Genomic DNA, 18,996 nt, shown 5'->3' with positions numbered 1-18,996 from the left:
ATCGATATCGGTTCGGCCACGGCCGGGACAGCATCCGGTACCGGTGCGTCAGGTGCCGTCGGACGAGTGCCCGGGGAAGAGGTGCGCGCTCGGGTCGATGGCCACCGCCGCGTTGTTGACCGCCGTGGCGGCCTCGCCGAAGCCGGTCGCGATCAGCCGCACCTTGCCCGGGTACTCGGTGATGTCGCCGGCCGCGAATACCCGGGGCAGGTTCGTGGCCATCGCGCTGTCGACCACGATGTGCCGGCGGTCCAGCCGCAGCCCCCATGCGGTGAGCGGGCCGAGGTCGGCGGTGAAGCCGAGGGCGGCCACCACCGTGTCCACCGGCAGCAGCTCCGCCGCCCCGCCGCGTACGGTGATCTCGGCGCCGGTGACCGCGCCGTCGCCGTACAGCCCGGTCACCTCGGCGTTGACGATCACCCGCACCGGCAGGTCCAGCACCCGGGCGACGGTGGCGGCGTGCGCCCGGAACTTCTCCCGCCGGTGCACCATCGTCACGGAGCGGGCCAGCGGCTGGAGCGTCGAGGCCCAGTCGAAGGCGGAGTCGCCGCCCCCGACGATCAGCACGTCCCGGTCGGCCAGCTCCGTCGGCTGCGGCACGAAGTAGACGATGCCGGTGCCGACGAACTGCTGCGCCACCGGCAGCGGGCGGGGTGTGAAGCTGCCCAGCCCGCCGGTGACGACCACCGCCCCGCAGCGCAGCTGGTGCGAGTCGCCGGTCAGGCCGAGCACCGGCCGCCCGTCGGCGTACGAGAGCCGCTCCGCGCGGGTGCCGAGCAGGTAGCACGGGTCGAAGGGGGCGGCCTGGGCGACGAGGTTGGCGACCAGGTCCCGCCCCTTGACCGCCGGGAAACCGGCCACGTCGTGGATCAGCTTCTCCGGGTACATGGCGGTGATCTGGCCACCGGGCTCGGGCAGCGCGTCGACGACCGCGACGGAGAGCCCGCGGAATCCCGCGTAGTACGCCGCGAAGAGCCCGGCCGGGCCGGCCCCGATCACCGCCACATCGACCTCGCGCATGGGCGTACCGTCGCTTTCGCTCACGGATCAACGCGTGCTGATCCCGACGGTAGGCCCGGCGGTGCGCCCGGGCAAGGGTGTCCCACCCGGGATCGCCGGACGCGGCGACGCTCAGGGCATGGTGAGCGTGGACTCCGAGCGGTACGGCCCGCCGAGGTCGTCGCGGCGGCGCCGGAAGATGATCGCGGCGACCACCCCGCCGAGCAGCCCGAAGAGGTGCCCCTGCCAGGAGATCTGCTCGTCGGTCGGCAGGATGCCGACGAGCTGCCAGCCGTAGAGCAGGCCGACGAGCAGGAAGACCGCGAAGTTCCACCAGCTCCGCTCGACGATGCCCCGGGTCAGCAGAATGCCCAGGTAGCCGAAGATCACCCCGCTCGCGCCGACGACCACCGAGGTCGAGGAGCCGGTGAACCACACCCCGAGCCCGCTGACCAGGATGATGACGAGCGTCGACCAGAGGAACCGGCGGGCGCCGGCGGCGAGCACGAAGGTGCCGAGCAGGATCAGCGGGATGCTGTTGCTGTAGAGGTGGTCGAAGCCGTGGTGCAGGAACGGCGAGAAGAAGACCCCGTCGAGCCCGTCGATGCGCTTCGGGATGATCCCGGCGGTGGCGTCGAAGCCGGCGGCGAGCCCCTGGTCGAGGGCCTCGATGAGGAAGAGGAACGGCACCACCGCGCACATGGCGACGAAGGCCCGGCCGAGCGCGGCGTAGAACGCCTCGGTGCCGAACCGGTGCGGGTCGCCGCTGGCGGGGTGCAGAGTCACCCGTCAAGAGCTATCAGGTGAGGGGCCCGGCCGCCACTTCTGCGGCGATCCGTGACCGGAACGACGGGGGCGGGGCGGGTGGAGAACCACCCGCCCCGCCCTAGACCGTCGGTCAGTACCAGCCCACGTCCTGGGAGTGCGCCCAGGCCTTGCAGGGCGAACCGTAGCGGCCCTCGATGTAGCCGAGGCCCCACTTGATCTGGGTCGCCGGGTTGGTCTGCCAGTCGTCGGCGACGGAGCCCATCTTGCTGCCGGGCAGCGCCTGCGGGATGCCGTACGCCCCCGACGAGGAGTTGCGGGCCTTGTGGTTCCAGCCGCTCTCCTTGTTCCAGAGCTTGTTCAGGCAGGGGAACTGGTCCATCCCGAAGCCCGCCTGCACCATGAGCGCGCAGCCGGTCTTGCGGTTGCCGCTGAACTCGGCGCAGGAGGCCGGGACCGGCCCGTCGTACGGCTTGCTCGCGGCGGCCTTCTCGGCCGCCTTCTCGGCGGCCTCGCGGGCCTCGCGGGCCTTACGGGACGCGGCGGCGGCCTTGGCCTTGGCCGCGCGTGCGGCGGCCTCCTTGGCCGCCGCGGCGGCCTGCAGCTTCGCCTGGTAGTCGACGGTTCGCTGCTTCGCGGAGTGCACCTGCTGGGCGGCCTGCCGCTCGCGCCGGTGCTCGGTCTCCGCCTGCTCGGCAGCGGCGCCGACCTGAGCGGTCGGGCCCTGCTGCTGGGTCTGTCGGTCTTCGCCCAGGTAGACACCGCCGGCGACGCCCAAGGAGAGCAGCGCGACAGCGGCCGTACGGGCGCCTAACCGGCTCCACAGCCGACTCACGAAGTGGTCCCTTCGTCGGGTGCAAGGACGCGGCGCGGGGCGGCACCCCGGGTGGGATGCGGCCACGCCGCGAGCGCCCCGACCCGGTGCCGGTCGCAGCCGACGCACCTCGTGGGATGCTGGTCGCGTCCTGTGACGAACGATCACCAACGATCTTTTCGGTGCGTGGGCGCTCGTGGGACACGATCGCGCACAGTGTGACCAATGGGAAACCACCGCCCCGAATTGTGATCTGTGACACACTCAGAATGGGGACGAAAACCCGCATAACGGACGTCACTGCGGGATGTCCTCCAGCAGATCCGTCACCATGGCGGCGATCGGCGAACGCTCCGAACGGCTGAGGGTGACGTGGGCGAAGAGCGGATGACCCTTGAGCGCCTCGATCACCGCGGTCACCCCGTCGTGCCGACCGACGCGCAGGTTGTCCCGCTGGGCCACGTCGTGGGTGAGCACCACCCGCGAGCCCTGGCCGATGCGGGAGAGCACCGTCAGCAACACGCCGCGCTCCAACGACTGCGCCTCGTCCACGATCACGAAGGCGTCGTGCAGGCTGCGACCGCGGATGTGGGTCAGCGGCAGCACCTCCAACAGCCCCCGCGAGGTGACCTCCTCCAGCACGTTCTCGTGCACCACCGCGCCGAGGGTGTCGAAGACCGCCTGCGCCCAGGGCGACATCTTCTCCGACTCCGAGCCGGGGAGATAGCCCAGCTCCTGGCCCCCGACGGCGTAGAGCGGGCGGAACACGACCACCTTGCGGTGCCGACGGCGCTCCATCACGGCCTCCAGCCCGGCGCACAGGGCCAGCGCCGACTTGCCGGTGCCGGCCCGCCCGCCCAGCGAGACGATGCCCACCGACTCGTCCAGCAGCAGGTCCAGCGCGATCCGCTGCTCGGCCGAGCGGCCGTGCAGCCCGAACGCCTCCCGGTCGCCGCGGACCAGCCGCACGGTCTTGTCGGGTGACACCCGGCCCAGCGCCGAGCCCCGGGCCGAGTGCAGCACCAGACCGGTGTGGCAGGGCAGCGCGGCGGCGGCGTCCAGGTCGAGCGACTCACCGGCGTAGAGCTGGCCGATCTGCTCCTCGGCCAACTCCAGCTCGGCCATCCCGGTCCAGGTGGGGTCGCTGGCCTGGCCGTGCCGGTACTCGTCCGCCCGCAGACCCACCGAGGCGGCCTTGACCCGCAGCGGCATGTCCTTGCTGATGAGGGTCACCTCGCGACCCTCGGCGGCGAGGTTCAGCGCGACGGAGAGGATCCGGGCGTCGTTGGAGTCGGTGCGGAACCCCGGCGGCAGCACGCCGCCATCGGAGTGGTTCAGCTCCACCCGCAGCGTGCCGCCGGTGTCGTTGGCCGGCACCGGATGGTCCAGTCGCCCGTAGCGGACCCGCAGTTCGTCCAGCATGCGCAGCGACTGCCGCGCGAACCAGCCGAGTTCCGGGTGGTGCCGCTTGCCCTCCAACTCGGTGATGACCACGAGGGGAAGGACCACCTCGTGCTCGGCGAAGCGGTGGAAGGCCGCCGGGTCGGACAGCAGCACGGAGGTGTCCAGGACGAACGCCTGGCCTGCTGGTCCGGGCTCCTCGGTGCCGACCGGAGCGGCCGACGCGCCGCGGCGGCTCCGGGTGGCGCGGCGGGTCGTGGCAGTCGCGGCCGGGGTCTGGTCGGTCCCGGCGGGCTTACGGCGAGTCGTCACAGGCCTGCTCCGACGGATGGGCATCCGCCACCCGTGTTCCGCCTCCTCCGGTGCCCGGGGACACGGGGTCGGATGCGGTGCCCCGTGCGCGAGGTCGCAGATCCGGGCGGGCCGGCCGGCCCGGGAGAACCCCGCGCCATGCCTAGACGCTAGCCGCGTCGGACCCCGTGGGCTAGAGGGGATCTCCGCGCCCGGCGGGTGGCCGAGGTCGGCGGCGGGACCGGCCGGGATGCATGCCCCCTGCGCGCATCCCGGCCGGCGGGACCACCGTCACCGGTCTGAGGTGGTCCCGGCGGTGCGTGTCCGCCGCGGACGACGCACCACGCCTGGGTGCCGGCCGGTGGGGCCTCGGGCTCCCCGCCGGCCGGGGTTCAACCGGTCCGCCGGACCAGGGTGCCGGTCGTGTGCCGCCCGCCGACCGGGGCGGGCGGCGCCGAGAACGACGAGCCGGTGTACGTGGTGCCGGGCCGGCCCACAGTGGCGGTGACCCGGTCGGCGGCGGGCGACGGGCCGGCCAGGGCGGACGCGATGGCCGCCTGGGCGTCGCGGCGGCGCCGGTTCCAGGCGCCCCGGTCGCCGTCGAAGTAGCCCTGCCGGTAGCCGAAGCGGTAGCCGATCCGATAGCTGAGTTGACCGTGCAGCCGCCCGGCCGCGTAGCTCGTGGCACCGAGGACGAGGACGAGGACGATGGCGACGAAGGGGCTCATGCGGCGGCCCCGGTCCGCCTCGGCTGCCGGGTCATCGCTCCTCCGGCTCGGTCGGCACGGGCCCGTCGACCACCGGCGGGGCCTCGTCGACCAGCGGCGCGGGCCCGTCGACCACCGGCGTGGGTTCGGCGACGAGGAGCCGGTCCAGGTCGTCGGTGCTCACCTCCTCGAGCAGTTCGACGCTGATGCGGCAGCCGTCCAGGACGACCTCGGCCACGGACGAGCGGCGGATCTCCCCGCCGGCGTCGTACACCCGGACTGCGAGTTCGGGGCAGCCGAGGTGGGTCCGCCAGGCGTCCCACTCGGTGCGGTCGCCGACGCTCAGCGACAGGTGACGGCAGCCGCGGGCGAGGTAGAGCCGCCAGGGCGCGCTCAGGCCCGTGGCGACCCCCTCGGCGATCAGGCCGAAGGCCTGGGCACGGGTGGCCAGTTCGGTCACCACACCCTCCTCGCACCGGCGGCGTGACGCGAGTGAGCACCGATCGTCTCATGCACGTGACACACCGTAGAATGTCCCATGGGCGTGACAGTATCAGCTTTTCGTCTGCTTACCGCCGCCCCGAGGACACCCGGCACGAACAGGAAACTTACCCTCGAAAGAGGCGGTGGCCCGGTCGCCGGCACACGGATATTCACGTCACGTCCGCGTGACAAGAGCGTGCCAGGGCACGCGCCGAAGGCCCGGTGGTCGTACCGTCACCGGGTGACCGAGACGGCCAACGCGCGGAAGATCGCCTTCGCCACCTTCATCCGCAGGGCACTCGACGAGGCCCGCGCCACCCGGGCGTGGAGCGGCACCGAGGTGTCCCGGCGCACCGGCGTCTCCCGGCAGACCATCAACCGCTGGGTGCGGGGCGACTGGGCGAGCGACCCGGAGGCCGAGCGCGTGGTCGCGTTCTGCGAAGGCCTCGGCCTCAACCCCGCCACCGCCTTCGCCGCCCTGGGCTGGGAGCGGACGAACACCCCGCACGACGCCCCGACCGCGCCGCCGATGGACCCGGACGTGGCGGCGCTGCTACGCCGGCTCGTCGCCCCCGACGTCTCCGACGCGGAGAAGTTCCACATTAGGGAAACCATCAGATACCTCGCGTATCGCCCGACCCTGCCGGTCGATGTCCGAAATCGAGGGCAACAGGCCGGCTAGTTCCTCAGATGGCGAAAGAACGCCAGGTCAGACTCTTTCGTTTCGCTTCGGGGCCGGAACGGGCACGCTAGCGTCCGTATCCGTACTGCTTGGGCTCGTCGTCGGCGGGGGGACGGGACAAGGCCGAACCCAGCCCTGCGGGACAGAAGGAGGGGTCTGTCCATGACCCTGAAGTGGATGGCAGTCGTGATCGCCACCGTGTCGCTGACACTGGGCGTGACCGGAAACGTGGTGACCCTGGCGGTCAACGGCGGGCAGCTTCCCATGCTCGTCAACCTCCTCGCGCTCACCTGCGCCGGCACCGCGGTCGTCCTGGCCGTGGTCGCCGAGCTGCACGACCGGCTCGACAACCGGGTCAGCGCCCTGACCGACTTCCTCGTCGGCCGGTTGAAGGAGATCGAGGACCGCGCCGGTGACCGCAACAGCGGATTCGTCGAGGGCTACCTGCTCAACCACGGCCAGGAGGCGGCCGTCGTGCCGTTCGGCCGGCGGGGACGGGGAGCCGCCGAACGCTGACCGCCCGGCCCGCCGCACACCCGACCGGCACCCCCGTTGCGCCGGCCGGACGGCACCTGTCGACCGGGGAATGAGCGGCCCCGCCCGGGGTACGCTGACGCGCGTGCCGCCGTTGAATCTGGGAAGCCACCAGCCGAGGACCCCGTTGGACACCGACCGGGCCTGGCGGACAACCGCCGGCAGGTCGGCCGGGACCGTGCTCTTCTTCGACTTCGACGGCACCCTGGCGCCGGTCGACGACGATCCCACCGCCGTCGTCCTCGCTCCCAAGGTGCTGACCGCGATCGAGGCGCTCGCCCCGGTCGTCCGGCGGATCGCGATCGTCTCCGCCCGCCCGGTCGATTTCCTCCGCGCCCATCTCGGCGGCCTAGCCGGCGTCGACCTCTACGGCCTCTACGGCCTGGAGCACAGCCACTCCGGCGGCGAGACCGTGACGGAGCCGGCGGCCCTGCCCTGGGTGCCCACCATGGCCGAGCTGGCCGAGCTGGCCCGGGCCGAGCTCGCCGAGGGCGCGCTCGTGGAATACAAGCGGCTCTCCGTGGCCCTGCACTGGCGCACCGCGCCGCAGCTCGGCCCGAGCGTGGAGCGGTGGGGCCGGGCCCAGGCCGAACGGCTCGGGCTCCGGGTCCAGGCCGGGCGGATGGTGCTGGAACTCAAGCCCCCGGTCGACCGCGACAAGGGCATGGTCATCGACGAGATCGTCCGCGACGCCGAGGGCGCCTGGTACTTCGGCGACGACGTCTCCGACATCAAGGCGTTCGCCGCGCTGCGGGCCCGCGCCGCCGCCGATCCGCACTTCTTCGGCGTCTGCGTGGCCGTCGCCAACCCGGAGACGGGCCACGAGGTGGCGGAGGCCGCCGATCTCACCCTGGACTCCCCGGCCGCCCTCGGCGACTTCCTCACCGGAGCCACCCGCCACCTGACCTGAGCGCGGCCGTCAGGCCGCAACGGTCAGGCGCCGTAGCGGCGTTGGCGGTTGGCGTACGAGCGCAGGGCGCGCAGAAAGTCGATGTGCCGGAAATCCGGCCAGTTGAGTTCGCAGAAGTAGAACTCCGAGTGCGCCGACTGCCACAGCATGAAGCCGGAGAGGCGCTGCTCGCCGCTGGTCCGGATGACCAGGTCCGGGTCGGGCTGGCCCCGCGTGTAGAGGTGCTCGGCGATGTGCTCGACGTCGAGCACCTCGGCCAGTTCCTCCAGGGTGCCACCGGTGGCGGCGTACTCCAGCAGGAGCGAACGCACCGCGTCGGTGATCTCCCGCCGGCCGCCGTAGCCGACCGCGATGTTGACCTCGGCCCCGCCGCTGCGATCCCGGGTGCGTTCCTCGGCGGCCTTGAGCGCGGTGGCGGTCGAGGCCGGCAGCAGGTCGAGCGCACCGACCATCCGCAGCCGCCAGGGGTTGCCCTCCTCGGCCAGTTCGACCACCAGGTCCTCGATGATCTGGAGCAGCGGGTCGAGTTCCTTGGCCGGCCTGCGCAGGTTGTCGGTGGCCAGGAGATAGAGCGTGACGTGCCCGACGCCGGCCTGGTTGCACCAGCCGAGCATGTGCTTGATCTTGACGGCGCCCATCCGGTGCCCGTCGTTCGGGTCGACGTAGCCCATCTCCCGGGCCCACCTGCGGTTGCCGTCGCACATCACGCCCACGTGCCGGGGCACCGGCTTGCCCGCGAGCTTCGCCCTGAGGCGACGCTCGTACACGGAGTAGATCAGGTCCCGCAGAGTCATCACCTTGCAGCGTAGCGACCTGCGCGGCGGATCATCGCCTCGGACTGCGCTCCCACGCCGGCAGACCGATGCCGATCATGCCCAGCGTGCGGACGTCGAGCCGCCCGTCGCCCAGCCCCAGCTCCACCACCGTCCGGTATACCCGCTCGTCGCGGCGGGCCGCCCGGACCGCCGCGTCGACCACCCACCGGCGGCGGGCCAGCAACGCCGCGAACGAACTGTGCCGCAGGTGGGTGCCGAGGCGGCGGCCCAGCGTCGCCGCGTACCGCCGGGCGGCCTGCTCGGGCGAGCCGGCCGCCGCCGCGCCCGCGAGCGCGCCGGAGCGCAGCGCGTAGAAGATGCCCTCGCCGGTGAACGGATTGATCAGGGAGAGCGCGTCCCCGGCGAGCACCAGGCGTCCCCGCCCGGCGCGCGGGCGGTGCGTCGACAGCGGCAGGTGGTGGGCCCGCAGCCCGGTGACCGTGCCCGGGTCCGTGCCGGGCAGCAGCGCGCCGAGCCGGTCGACCAGGTGCGCCCTGGTCAGCGGCTCACCACGCAACACCTCCCCGTACCCGACGTTCGCCCGGCCGTCGCCGATCGGAAACGACCAGGCGTACGCCGGCCAGCGCGGCGCCGACGTGACGATGAGCTGCTCGGGCGGGCCGGGCAGCGCCGGGGCGTACCCGCGGATGGCGAGCGCCAGGTGACGGTCGGGATTCGGTCGGTGCCCGAGCGCCCGCCGCACGACGGACCCGGCGCCGTCCGCGCCGACCACCGCGCGTGCCGCCAGCGCGCCGTCGAGCAGCACCCGGTCGGCCAGGACCTCGACGTGGCGCACCGTGTGCCGGCGTAGCTGCGCGCCGGCCGCGACCGCCGCCGTCACCAGCCGGGCGTCGAAGACCCGCCGGGGCACGGTGTACGCCGGCCGGGGCAGTGCCCGGGCCACGCTGCCGCCGGCCGGGCCGACCAGGCGCAGCGCCGGCACCGGCGGATAGCCGGCCACCGCGTCGGGCACCCCCAGCTCGTCGAGCACGTCCAGCGCGTGCGCCGCGATGCCGTCCCCGCACGGCTTGTCCCGGGGGAAGTCGGACCGGTCCAGCAGCAGCACGCTCGCCCCCGCCCGCCGGGCCGCCAGCGCGGCGGCCGAGCCGGCCGGGCCGGCCCCGACCACCACCACGTCGAAGTCCTCGCTCACCGCGTCGCCTCCCACCGCCGGTCCGGCTCCTGGGGCCATCCTGCCGCCGGACGGGCCCGCCGCGCCGAAACCCGCCCGGCACGGCGGCCGGGTCGTCCCGGCGTCTCCACCCCGCACGCCCGCGCGGGGTGGAGACGCCGGCGACCCACCCCGCACTCCCTGAGGGCCGAGACGCCCGGCGACCTACGCCGCCGCGGCGGCGCGTTCGACGCGGGTCGCGCGCCACAGGCCGTAGAGCGTCAGGCCGGCGGCGGCCACCAGCGGCCCACCGTCGCGGATCAGGCCGTCGGCGCCCAGCAGCCACCAGCACAGCGGCAGGTCGACGGCGAGCACGGCCGCGGTGACCCCCACCAGCAGACCGCGCGCCCAGCCCTTGCCGCGCATGAGGAAGGCGGTGCAGAAGAGCACCGCGTAACTGGTCACGATCCCGGCGACGAACCAGAACAGCACGGCCGGCACGGCCGCCAGCCGGTCGTCGAGCACCGCTCCGCCGGCGACCAGCGCCGGGACCAGCATGAGCGGGCTGTAGGTGAACGCCGCGACCCGGCTGGTGAGCAGCCAACCGCTGACCTCCGGCCGGCGGGGCGGGGTCTCCCGCCAGAAGATGCCGCCGCGTTCGACGACCAGCCGGGGCCGGTGCCGGATCAGGTGCCCGGACACCGCGGGCGAGCGGTAGAGCAGCCAGAGCACGGCGGCGCAGAGCGCGGTGAGCAGGGCGAACCCGAGCAGCCCCGGCAGCGGCGGCACCCCCGCGCGGGGCACGATCAGCCGGCCGACCGCGAAGACCGTCGTTACCGTCAGGATCAGCCCGAACGGCCGGGCCGCCGTCCGGCCCCTGCGCACGTGCCCGATCAACAGCAGGAAGCCGAGCGACCGGAGCATCGCCCAGCCCGTCCGCACCGCCAGCCCGAAGCCCTGCTCCGGGGCGTACCACCAGTTGAGCAGCTCCACCACGACGGTGGCCGCCGCGGTCAGCGCGAGCAGCGTGGTCAGTGCCCGGACGGCGGACGGCCGCCGGACCTCGGTCGCGGCGGCCGTCCTCATGGGATCAGATCATGCCCGGTACGGGCCCCGATCACACCTGTCGTCAGCGCTGCGGCGCCGCGTCGAGCCGGGCACGCAGCGCGTCCAGCTCCGCCCAGAGCACGCCCGGCAGCTTGTCGCCGAACTTCTCGAACCACTCGGTGACCAGCGGAAGCTCCTTGCGCCACTCCTCCGGGTCGACCTTGAGCGCGATCCGGACGTCCTCCGGGGTCATGTCCAGGCCCTCGATGTCGAGCGCGTCCTGGGCCGGCACCATGCCGATCGGCGTCTCCACCGCCTCGGCGCGCCCCTCGATGCGCTCGACGACCCACTTGAGCACCCGGGAGTTCTCGCCGAAGCCCGGCCAGAGGAAGCTGCCCTCCGGGTCCTTGCGGAACCAGTTGACGTAGTAGATCTTCGGCAGCTTGGACTCGTCGCCGTCGCTGCCCTTGCCCATCTCGATCCAGTGCCGGAAGTAGTCGCCGGCGTGGTAGCCGATGAACGGCAGCATCGCCATCGGGTCGCGGCGCACGACGCCGACCGCGCCGGAGGCGGCGGCGGTGGTCTCCGAGGAGAGCGTCGCACCCATGTAGACGCCGTGCACCCAGTCGCGGGCCTCGGTCACCAGCGGGATGGTGTCCCGGCGGCGGCCGCCGAAGAGGATCGCGTCGATCGGCACCCCGTTGGGGTCGTAGTAGTCCTCCGAGAGGATCGGGCACTGGGTGATCGGGGTGCAGAACCGGCTGTTGGCGTGCGAGGAGAGGTTGTCGCTCTCCGGCGTCCAGTCGTTGCCCTTCCAGTCGATGAGGTGCGCCGGCGGCTCGCCCATGCCCTCCCACCAGATGTCACCGTCGTCGGTCAGGGCCACGTTGGTGAAGACGGAGTTGCCGCGGTCCAGCGTCCGCATGGCGTTGGCGTTGGTCTTCCAGTCGGTGCCGGGCGCGACGCCGAAGAGGCCGTACTCCGGGTTGACCGCGTAGAGGCGGCCGTCCGCACCGAAGCGCATCCAGGCGATGTCGTCGCCGATGGTCTCGACCTTCCAGCCCGGGATGGTCGGCTCCAGCATGGCCAGGTTGGTCTTGCCGCAGGCCGACGGGAAGGCGCCGGCGATGTGGTAGACCTTCCCCTCCGGGGAGGTGATCTTGAGGATCAGCATGTGCTCGGCGAGCCAGCCCTCGTCGCGGCCCATCACGCTGGCGATCCGCAGCGAGTAGCACTTCTTGCCGAGCAGCGAGTTGCCGCCGTAACCCGAGCCGAAGGACCAGATCTCCCGGGTCTCCGGGAAGTGCGAGATGTACTTCGTCTCGTTGCACGGCCACGCCACGTCCTGCTGGCCGGGGGCGAGCGGGGCGCCGATGGAGTGCAGCGCGTGCACGAAGTCCGCGTCGTCGCCCAGCGCCTCCAGGACCTTCGCACCCATCCGGGTCATGATGCGCATGGAGGCGACCACGTACGGGCTGTCGGTGATCTCGACGCCGAACATGGGGCTCTCGGCCTCGACGGGGCCCATGCAGAACGGAATGACGTACATGGTGCGCCCGCGCATGCAACCGCGGTACAGCTCCGTCATCGTCCGCTTCATCTCGGCCGGCGCCATCCAGTTGTTGGTGGGGCCGGCGTCCGCCTCGTCCACGGAGCAGATGTAGGTGCGCTCCTCGACCCGGGCGACGTCCGTCGGGTCGGTACGCGCGTAGAACGAGTTGGGCTTCTTCTCGGGGTTGAGCCGGATCAGGGTGCCGGCCTCGACCAGCTCGTCCGTGAGGCGGCGCCATTCCTCGTCGGACCCGTCCACCCAGACGACACGGTCGGGGGTGGTCAGTTCAGCGACCTCACGGACCCAGGCGAGCAGTTTGGGGTGGGACGTCGGGGCCTGATCGATACCCCGAACGGTAGCCGGAGCAACCATGACACATCTCCTTGTGGTCGACGCTGACCGATCTGTGGGATGCACGAGTCTTGACGGCGCCATACGTCGTCTTCGTGGAAACCTGGGATTGGCCTCAGCGTAAACCGGGTGCGGTCGCCAGTCAGTGGGACTGGTTGTGAAGAACTGCACAAGGTCCGGTCACGCTGCGGCATCACGAGCTAATACCCGCTTTCGCGCGCAGTTTCACGCAAATCCTGTGAGGAACCCACATGGGCCGTCGGCCCGCGTCGCCGGCACGAACCCGCGGAACCGGTCCGGCGTGCCACCGGACCCCGTTACCCTGTGTCCACCTGGCGCACACGCGGCGGGTGGTCCGTCGTTGCAACCCGTGCCGGGTGTCCGCAGCCGGTAGGCTCGCGTCGTGTCCGCGACGATGGCCGGGGAGCAAGGCTCCCGGCAGGCCCGCCCAGGTGTGGTCCGCTCGCTCGTGGACCGTTTCGGCCACCTCGTCCGCGAGCTGAGCAAGTTCGCCACCGTCGGCGGGATCGCCTTCCTGATCGACTTCGCGCTCTTCAACTACCTGACGAGCGTGCGGGGCGTCGAGCAGGTCACCGCGAAGACCATCTCGACGGTGATCGCGGCGACCGTCGCGTTCGTCGGCAACCGGTTCTGGACGTGGCGGCACCGCCGGGGCTCCAACCCGGCCCGCGAGTACGCGCTGTTCTTCCTCTTCAACGGCGTCGGCCTGGGGATCGCCGTGGCCTGCCTGGCGGTCAGCCGCTACGGCCTGGGCAGCATCTGGCCGCAGGTGTTCCAGACCCCGCTGGCCGACAACATCGCCAGCTTCATCGTCGGGACCGGGCTCGGGACGCTGTTCCGGTTCTGGTCCTACCGACGGTTCGTCTTCGTCGAAGCGGGAACTCCGGCTGTTCCGGAAGAGAAGCACGACCGAGACCGGGCGTGACCTGCCGCCCCATCCGTCCCGGCCGGAGCCTACCGGCCCCGCCCACTGCCCTAAGGTGTTCCGCATGCGTCTTGTCCGTCTGCTACCCGAGCGCTGGCAGAAGTTCATCCACGAGGCGGCCAAGTTCGGAATCGTCGGCGGCGTCAACACCGTAATCAATTACGCCGTGTTCAATGCCCTCGCACTGACCGTTTTCGTCGACGGGCAGCTCAAGGCGACGGCCATCGCGACCATTGTGGCGACCATCACGTCATATCTGATGAATCGTCACTGGACGTACCGGGACAGACCGAAATCGGCCATGCAGCGGGAATACGTCCTGTTTTTCCTTTTCAACGGTGCCGGCCTGCTCATCGAGCTGGGCGTCCTGGCCGCCGCCAAGTACGGACTGGGCCTGACCAGCCTGCTCGCCCTCAACGTGGCCAAGACCGGCGGCGTCCTGCTCGCGACGCTGTTCCGCTTCTGGTCCTACCGGACGTTCGTCTTCCAACCCGCGCCGGCACACGCCGCCGAGACGTGGCACGACATCCCACGCGACGAGTGGGACACCATGGCCGGGATGGACCCGGTGGCCGAGCTGGCCGAGTCGGTCTCCGAGTTGGAGGAGTCCGAGCGCCCACCGGGCGCCGCGCGACGCGCGACCGACCCCGGGCCGCCCGCGGCCCCGGCCCAGGGACGCCCCACCCCGCTCGGCGCGGCGCTCGACGGCGCCCTCGACCGGGAGCTGGAGACGGAACTCGCCGCCGAGCTGCACGTCACCAGCCGCCGCCCGCGGCGCCGCTGATCCCCGCGGCACACGCCCACCCCAGCTCCGCCCGACCCAGCCTGCGCCGGGCCGGTTCCGACCGGTCCGGCTCAGGCGGTGGGGTCCCGCAGCGACTTGCCCTCGTGCAGGTCCGCCAGGATGTCGCGCATCTCGGTGTCGCCGAGCGAGTGCTTGTCGTGGTGGGCCTCCACCAGCTCGTACAGCTTGGTCTGTACCTGACCGACCCTCGGCACGTCGGGCAGGACGGACTGACCGCGTTCGCCGGCGGACTCGATGGTCAGGGTGCCGCAGCCCAGCAGGCGCTCCACGAACCGCTGGTTCATCGCGTGGTCGTTGATCCGGGCCAGCGGGATGTCCCGCCGGTCTCGGGAGAGCACGCCCTGCTGGAGCAGCACCCGCTCGTCGGTGAAGAGGTAGTGGGTGCTCCGCCAGACCAGGAACGGCCAGAGCGTCAGCCACAGCACCACCAGCAGCGCCAGGCCGCCGATGACGGCGAGCGCGATGGAGCCGCCCCCGCCGGACGGCAACAGGACCACGCCGGCCACCACCGCCGCGACCGCGAGCACGAGCACCGCGACCGGCCGGATCAGCGCCTTCCAGTGCGGATGCAGGTGCAGTACGACGTGCTCGTCCTCGGTGAGCACGTCATCGGGGAACGCCACAGGAACCTCCTCGCAGAAACGGACGCGCTGACCGTAACCGCTCGCCAATCCCCTGGGGATCAGCCGCGCGGTGCCGTCTGCGCGATCTTGCCCTTACCGCGAGGGCCGGCGCGGGAACGTCAGCGGAGGTGGAGCACGTCGCCGGCCGCCAGGGCGCGGCTGCCGACGGCGGTGTCGACCAGGAGCTGGCCGTCGGCGTCCACGCCGGTCGCGGTGCCGGTCAGCTCCTCGCCGCCGGGCAGCAGCACGCGTACCTGCCGGCCGACCGTCGCGCAGGCCGCCAGGTAGGCGTCGCGCAGGCCGCTGGCGACCGCGTCCCCGCCGGCCGCGCGCCACTCGCCGTACCAGTCGGCGATCCCGCGCAGCAGCGCCCGCAGCAGCGGGTCCCGGTCGGTGGCCGCCGCGCCGGCCAGTTGCAGCGAGGTCGCCGGCAACCCCGTCGGGTTCACCGGCAACTCGTCGGCACGCAGCGTGACGTTCAGACCGATACCGAGCACGATCGCGGGCGGCCGGGCCGGCTCGGGCCCTGGCACCGCCTCGGCGAGGATCCCGGCGCACTTCGCGTCGCCGACGAGCAGGTCGTTGGGCCACTTCAGGCCCGCGTCCAGCTCCGCCAGCCGGGTCACCGTCTCGACCAGGGCCACCCCGGCCAGCAGCGGCAGCCAGCCGTACCCCGCCTGCGGCGCCGGCGGCCACCCGCGCTCGGCGACGGCCTCCCCCGGGCGCAGCAGCACGCTGGCGGCAATGCCCGCCCGGGCCGGCGACTGCCAGGCCCGGCCGCGCCGGCCACGCCCGGCGTGCTGCCGTTCCGCGACCACCACCAGGCCCTCCGGCTCGCCCGCCCGGGCCGCCTCGGCCACGTCGGCGTTGGTCGAGCCGGTCTCGACGCGCAGCTCCAGCCGGGACCAGGGCCCGGCCGGGGCGACCAGCGCCCGCCGCAGCCGCGCCGCCGACAGCGGCGGGCGGTCCAGATCGGTGTACGGCGAACCCGGCATCCCGCCAGCCTACGGCCAGCCCGTCCGGGCAGCCGGGGGCGGCGCCGGCCGGGCTGAGGCGAACTGCACAACGGCGGTGGCCTGAACCATCGTTATATTCCCAGGGTGACTACCGAGACCGGGACCAACATCCACAGCACCGCCGGCAAGCTGGCCGACCTGGAGCGACGGGTCGACGAGGCGGTGCACGCCGGGTCCGCCCGCGCGGTCGAGAAGCAGCACACCAGGGGCAAGAAGACCGCCCGGGAGCGGATCGGCATGCTGCTCGACGAGGGGTCCTTCGTCGAGCTGGACGAGCTGGCCCGGCACCGGTCCACCAACTTCGGCCTCGCGAGCACCCGCCCGTACGGCGACGGCGTCATCACCGGCTACGGCACCATCGACGGCCGGCAGGTCTGCGTCTTCGCCCAGGACTTCACCGTCTTCGGCGGCTCCCTCGGCGAGGTCTTCGGCGAGAAGATCGTCAAGGTCATGGACCTGGCCATGAAGATCGGTTGCCCGGTCATCGGCATCAACGACTCCGGGGGCGCCCGCATCCAGGAGGGCGTCGCCTCGCTCGGCCTCTACGGCGAGATCTTCTTCCGCAACGTGCGGGCCAGCGGCGTCATCCCGCAGATCTCGCTGATCATGGGTCCGTGCGCCGGCGGCGCGGTCTACTCCCCGGCGGTCACCGACTTCACGGTGATGGTCGACCAGACCTCGCACATGTTCATCACCGGCCCGGACGTCATCAAGACGGTCACCGGCGAGGACGTGGGCATGGAGGAGCTGGGCGGCGCCCGCACGCACAACGCGCGCAGCGGCAACGCCCACTACCTCGCCACCGACGAGCAGGACGCCGTCGACTACGTCAAGGCGCTGCTGTCGTACCTGCCGTCGAACAACCTGGACGAGCCGCTGGTCTTCGACGCCCCGGCCGACCTCGACGTGAGCGGGGAGGACCGGGAGCTGGACACGCTGATCCCCGACTCCGCGAACCAGCCGTACGACATGCACCGGGTGATCGAGCACGTCCTCGACGACGGCGAGTTCCTGGAGGTCCAGCCCCTCTACGCGCAGAACATCGTCGTCGGCTACGGGCGGGTCGAGGGCCGGCCCGTCGGTGTGGTCGCCAACCAGCCGATGCACTTCGCCGGCACCCTGGACATCGCCGCCTCCGAGAAGGCCGCCCGGTTCGTGCGCACCTGCGACGCGTTCAACATCCCGGTGCTGACCTTCGTGGACGTTCCCGGTTTCCTGCCCGGCACCGGCCAGGAGTGGGACGGCATCATCCGCCGGGGCGCGAAGCTCATCTACGCGTACGCCGAGGCCACCGTCCCGAAGGTCACCGTGATCACCCGCAAGGCGTACGGCGGGGCGTACGACGTGATGGGCTCCAAGCACCTCGGCGCGGACCTGAACTTCGCCTGGCCGACCGCGCAGATCGCGGTGATGGGCGCGCAGGGCGCGGTGAACATCCTCTACCGCGCGGACCTGGCCGGCGCCGAGGACCCGGCCGCCGTGCGGGCCGAGAAGATCGCCGAGTACGAGGACACCTTCGCCAACCCGTACATCGCGGCCGAGCGCGGCTACGTGGACAGCGTCATCCCGCCGCACGAGACGCGCACCCAGATCGTCCGGGCGCTGCGGGTGCTGCGCACCAAGCGGGAGACCCTGCCCCCGAAGAAGCACGGCAACATCCCGCTGTAGGGCCTCCACCCGGATCCCCCGCGTTCCTGGCGACGCGGGGGATCTCCGCTCAGCAGCCGGGGTTCGACGCGACGCACATCCGGCGTGCCGCGGTCCGGCCGAGCGTTTCCAGGTAGGCGTTGCTGAGGCTTTGTCCGGGGCGGGCGTCGACCGTGTCCGCGACGGTGTCCGGGCCGGTCGCGACCACGGTGACCAGGTCGCCGACCCGCACCACCACGGTGACCTCCACCGACGGATTCGCGGCCACCGCCGGCCCGCCGACCGACCCGCGTGGCGTCAGCGACACGTGACGCAGCATCACGGACTCGTCCCCGGCGAAGCCGCTCACCGGTGCCTCCCAGCGATGCGTGTCGACGGTCCGCACGGGACGACCGTCCACGAGCGCGGACCCGGTGAGCTGCCACTGCGCGCAGGCGTTGAGCAGCATCCCGACGAAGCCGAAGACGAGCCTGCCCTGGCCCGGGTCGACCCGGTAGACGTCCTGGGTCAGCGCCGGGCGGCGCACCGCCGGATCCACCGACGCGCGCAGCAGGGTCCGGGACCGCGAGTAGCGGGACGTGGGCACCACCGACGGCACGCCCCGCTCGTGGCCGCAGGACTCCAGCAGGGGGTCGATCCGCACCGGCTCCGCCAGCCCCGTCTCACCGAGTTGCACGCCGGTCCGCAGGGGCACGTCCCCGGGGGCGAGCAGGGCCTCCTGCGGGATCTCGCTCGGCACGACGTGCGCCGGAGACACCGAGGCGGCAACGACGAGGGGCGCCGGAGACTCCGAGGCGGCGGTGATCAGGGGCGACGACGACCCCGACCGTCCGGCCGCCGCGTACGCGGAGCCCGACAGCACGGCCAGCGTCGCGACCGCCGCCGTCAGCGCCGTGCACCTGCTGCGCCGCCGGGCCCGGGCGCGGATCTCCGCCGGCTCCGGCCAGCGCACGTCGCGCAGGTCCCGGCGCACCTGTTCGACAAGCGTCACGTCGTCACGCATCGGCGGCCTCCTCCAGGTCCGAGACGGCGAGCAGCCCGGCCAGCGCGGCACGCCCCCGGAAGAGGCGGGCCTTGACGGTGCCCACCGGGGCGGCCGTCTGCCGGGCCACCTCGGCGACCGGCATGCCGACCAGGTAGTAGAGGGCGATGGCGGTGCGCTGTTCCTCGGGGAGCCGGCGCAGGGCGGTGACCACCTCGACGGTGACGGTGTCCGGCCCGGGCACACTGTCGTTGGCGCCGTGCCGCAGGTAGGCGCGGGCCCGGCTGCGCAGGCTGCGCCACCGGCTGACGGCGATGCGGCTGGCCACCACCCGCACCCACGCCTCCGGCTCCTCGTACGCGCTCACCGTCGCCCAGCGCTGCCAGGCCCGGATGTACGCCTCCTGCACGGCGTCCTGCGCCTCGGCGAGATCACCTGTGAGTGCGTAGACGAACCCGAGCAGCCGCTGCCGGCTGCCCCGGTAGAAATCGTCGAACCCGTCGACGTCCGGCACC

At 72.5% G+C, this 18,996-nt stretch carries 19 protein-coding genes and 1 pseudogene; 6 read left to right on the top strand and 14 right to left on the bottom strand.

The window, feature by feature from the left end; translation table 11 throughout:
• Positions 1-48 precede the first annotated feature (48 nt).
• From ACQ452_RS04355 to ACQ452_RS04330, 6 genes and pseudogenes are all read right to left on the bottom strand, one after another.
• Positions 49-1,020 carry an NAD(P)/FAD-dependent oxidoreductase gene (locus tag ACQ452_RS04355; protein ID WP_433390002.1) on the bottom strand — a complete coding sequence of 324 codons (972 nt, stop codon included), beginning with the start codon at positions 1,018-1,020 and terminating at the stop codon, positions 49-51.
• Between the two features lie 111 nt (positions 1,021-1,131).
• Positions 1,132-1,785, bottom strand: coding sequence for a rhomboid family intramembrane serine protease (locus tag ACQ452_RS04350; RefSeq protein WP_433390000.1), 654 nt, complete (start codon positions 1,783-1,785; stop codon positions 1,132-1,134).
• A gap of 112 nt (positions 1,786-1,897) precedes the next feature.
• Positions 1,898-2,599, bottom strand: a complete 702-nt coding sequence (locus tag ACQ452_RS04345) for a lytic transglycosylase domain-containing protein (protein ID WP_433389999.1) — start codon at positions 2,597-2,599, stop codon at positions 1,898-1,900.
• Positions 2,600-2,875: 276 nt separating this feature from the next.
• The gene (locus ACQ452_RS04340; RefSeq protein ID WP_433389996.1) at positions 2,876-4,291 is read right to left on the bottom strand and encodes a PhoH family protein; all 1,416 of its coding nucleotides are present in this window, start codon (positions 4,289-4,291) and stop codon (positions 2,876-2,878) included.
• Between the two features lie 371 nt (positions 4,292-4,662).
• Complete coding sequence (locus tag ACQ452_RS04335; RefSeq protein WP_433389993.1) at positions 4,663-4,998, bottom strand: hypothetical protein; 336 nt, start codon at positions 4,996-4,998, stop codon at positions 4,663-4,665.
• 112 nt (positions 4,999-5,110) lie between these two features.
• Positions 5,111-5,437 (bottom strand): annotated as a pseudogene (locus ACQ452_RS04330) (hypothetical protein); the annotation flags it as partial.
• Between the two features lie 264 nt (positions 5,438-5,701).
• On the opposite strand from ACQ452_RS04330, the gene ACQ452_RS04325 reads away from it, so the two are divergent.
• From ACQ452_RS04325 to otsB, 3 genes are all read left to right on the top strand, one after another.
• Positions 5,702-6,142, top strand: coding sequence for a helix-turn-helix domain-containing protein (locus ACQ452_RS04325; RefSeq protein ID WP_433389990.1), 441 nt, complete (start codon positions 5,702-5,704; stop codon positions 6,140-6,142).
• 162 nt (positions 6,143-6,304) lie between these two features.
• Positions 6,305-6,658: a hypothetical protein gene (locus tag ACQ452_RS04320; RefSeq protein WP_433389987.1), complete on the top strand. Its 354-nt coding sequence runs from the start codon at positions 6,305-6,307 to the stop codon at positions 6,656-6,658.
• A gap of 103 nt (positions 6,659-6,761) precedes the next feature.
• Entirely contained in the window at positions 6,762-7,586 is an 825-nt protein-coding gene (otsB, locus tag ACQ452_RS04315; protein ID WP_433389984.1) for a trehalose-phosphatase, read from the top strand.
• 23 nt (positions 7,587-7,609) lie between these two features.
• Here otsB and ACQ452_RS04310 read toward each other — a convergent pair whose 3' ends face one another.
• The 4 genes from ACQ452_RS04310 to ACQ452_RS04295 all read right to left on the bottom strand — a co-directional run bounded on the left by ACQ452_RS04310 (position 7,610) and on the right by ACQ452_RS04295 (position 12,483).
• Entirely contained in the window at positions 7,610-8,380 is a 771-nt protein-coding gene (locus ACQ452_RS04310; protein ID WP_433389981.1) for an isoprenyl transferase, read from the bottom strand.
• A 31-nt stretch (positions 8,381-8,411) separates the two neighbouring features.
• Positions 8,412-9,593: a geranylgeranyl reductase family protein gene (locus ACQ452_RS04305; protein ID WP_433389978.1), complete on the bottom strand. Its 1,182-nt coding sequence runs from the start codon at positions 9,591-9,593 to the stop codon at positions 8,412-8,414.
• Between the two features lie 144 nt (positions 9,594-9,737).
• Complete coding sequence (locus ACQ452_RS04300) at positions 9,738-10,598, bottom strand: hypothetical protein (protein WP_433389975.1); 861 nt, start codon at positions 10,596-10,598, stop codon at positions 9,738-9,740.
• A 43-nt stretch (positions 10,599-10,641) separates the two neighbouring features.
• Complete coding sequence (locus ACQ452_RS04295) at positions 10,642-12,483, bottom strand: phosphoenolpyruvate carboxykinase (GTP) (protein ID WP_433389973.1); 1,842 nt, start codon at positions 12,481-12,483, stop codon at positions 10,642-10,644.
• A gap of 394 nt (positions 12,484-12,877) precedes the next feature.
• On the opposite strand from ACQ452_RS04295, the gene ACQ452_RS04290 reads away from it, so the two are divergent.
• Together ACQ452_RS04290 and ACQ452_RS04285 are read left to right on the top strand one after the other, a co-directional pair.
• A complete protein-coding gene (locus ACQ452_RS04290) occupies positions 12,878-13,408 on the top strand; it encodes a GtrA family protein (protein ID WP_433393974.1) in 531 nt (176 codons plus the stop codon).
• Positions 13,409-13,472: 64 nt separating this feature from the next.
• Positions 13,473-14,192 (top strand): GtrA family protein, encoded by a 720-nt coding sequence (locus ACQ452_RS04285; protein WP_433389970.1) that lies wholly within the window; start codon positions 13,473-13,475, stop codon positions 14,190-14,192.
• A 71-nt stretch (positions 14,193-14,263) separates the two neighbouring features.
• Here ACQ452_RS04285 and ACQ452_RS04280 read toward each other — a convergent pair whose 3' ends face one another.
• Together ACQ452_RS04280 and ACQ452_RS04275 are read right to left on the bottom strand one after the other, a co-directional pair.
• Positions 14,264-14,836, bottom strand: a complete 573-nt coding sequence (locus ACQ452_RS04280; protein WP_433389968.1) for a PH domain-containing protein — start codon at positions 14,834-14,836, stop codon at positions 14,264-14,266.
• Positions 14,837-14,955: 119 nt separating this feature from the next.
• The gene (locus ACQ452_RS04275) at positions 14,956-15,831 is read right to left on the bottom strand and encodes a biotin--[acetyl-CoA-carboxylase] ligase (RefSeq protein WP_433389965.1); all 876 of its coding nucleotides are present in this window, start codon (positions 15,829-15,831) and stop codon (positions 14,956-14,958) included.
• A 105-nt stretch (positions 15,832-15,936) separates the two neighbouring features.
• Between ACQ452_RS04275 and ACQ452_RS04270 the strand changes: the two genes are divergently transcribed.
• On the top strand, positions 15,937-17,520 hold the full coding sequence (locus ACQ452_RS04270; protein ID WP_433389962.1) for an acyl-CoA carboxylase subunit beta: 1,584 nt from the start codon (positions 15,937-15,939) through the stop codon (positions 17,518-17,520).
• Between the two features lie 49 nt (positions 17,521-17,569).
• Here ACQ452_RS04270 and ACQ452_RS04265 read toward each other — a convergent pair whose 3' ends face one another.
• Positions 17,570-18,502, bottom strand: a complete 933-nt coding sequence (locus ACQ452_RS04265; protein WP_433389959.1) for a hypothetical protein — start codon at positions 18,500-18,502, stop codon at positions 17,570-17,572.
• The gene (locus ACQ452_RS04260) at positions 18,495-18,995 is read right to left on the bottom strand and encodes an RNA polymerase sigma factor (RefSeq protein ID WP_433389956.1); all 501 of its coding nucleotides are present in this window, start codon (positions 18,993-18,995) and stop codon (positions 18,495-18,497) included. The genes ACQ452_RS04265 and ACQ452_RS04260 overlap by 8 nt, the downstream gene beginning before the upstream one ends.
• Position 18,996 lies beyond the last annotated feature (1 nt).

The organism is Micromonospora sp. KLBMP9576 (genome assembly GCF_050941805.1).
Lineage (GTDB): Bacteria > Actinomycetota > Actinomycetes > Mycobacteriales > Micromonosporaceae > Micromonospora.
The sequence above is the reverse complement of the archived record's forward strand: the minus strand, read 5'-3'. Positions and strand labels throughout refer to the sequence as shown.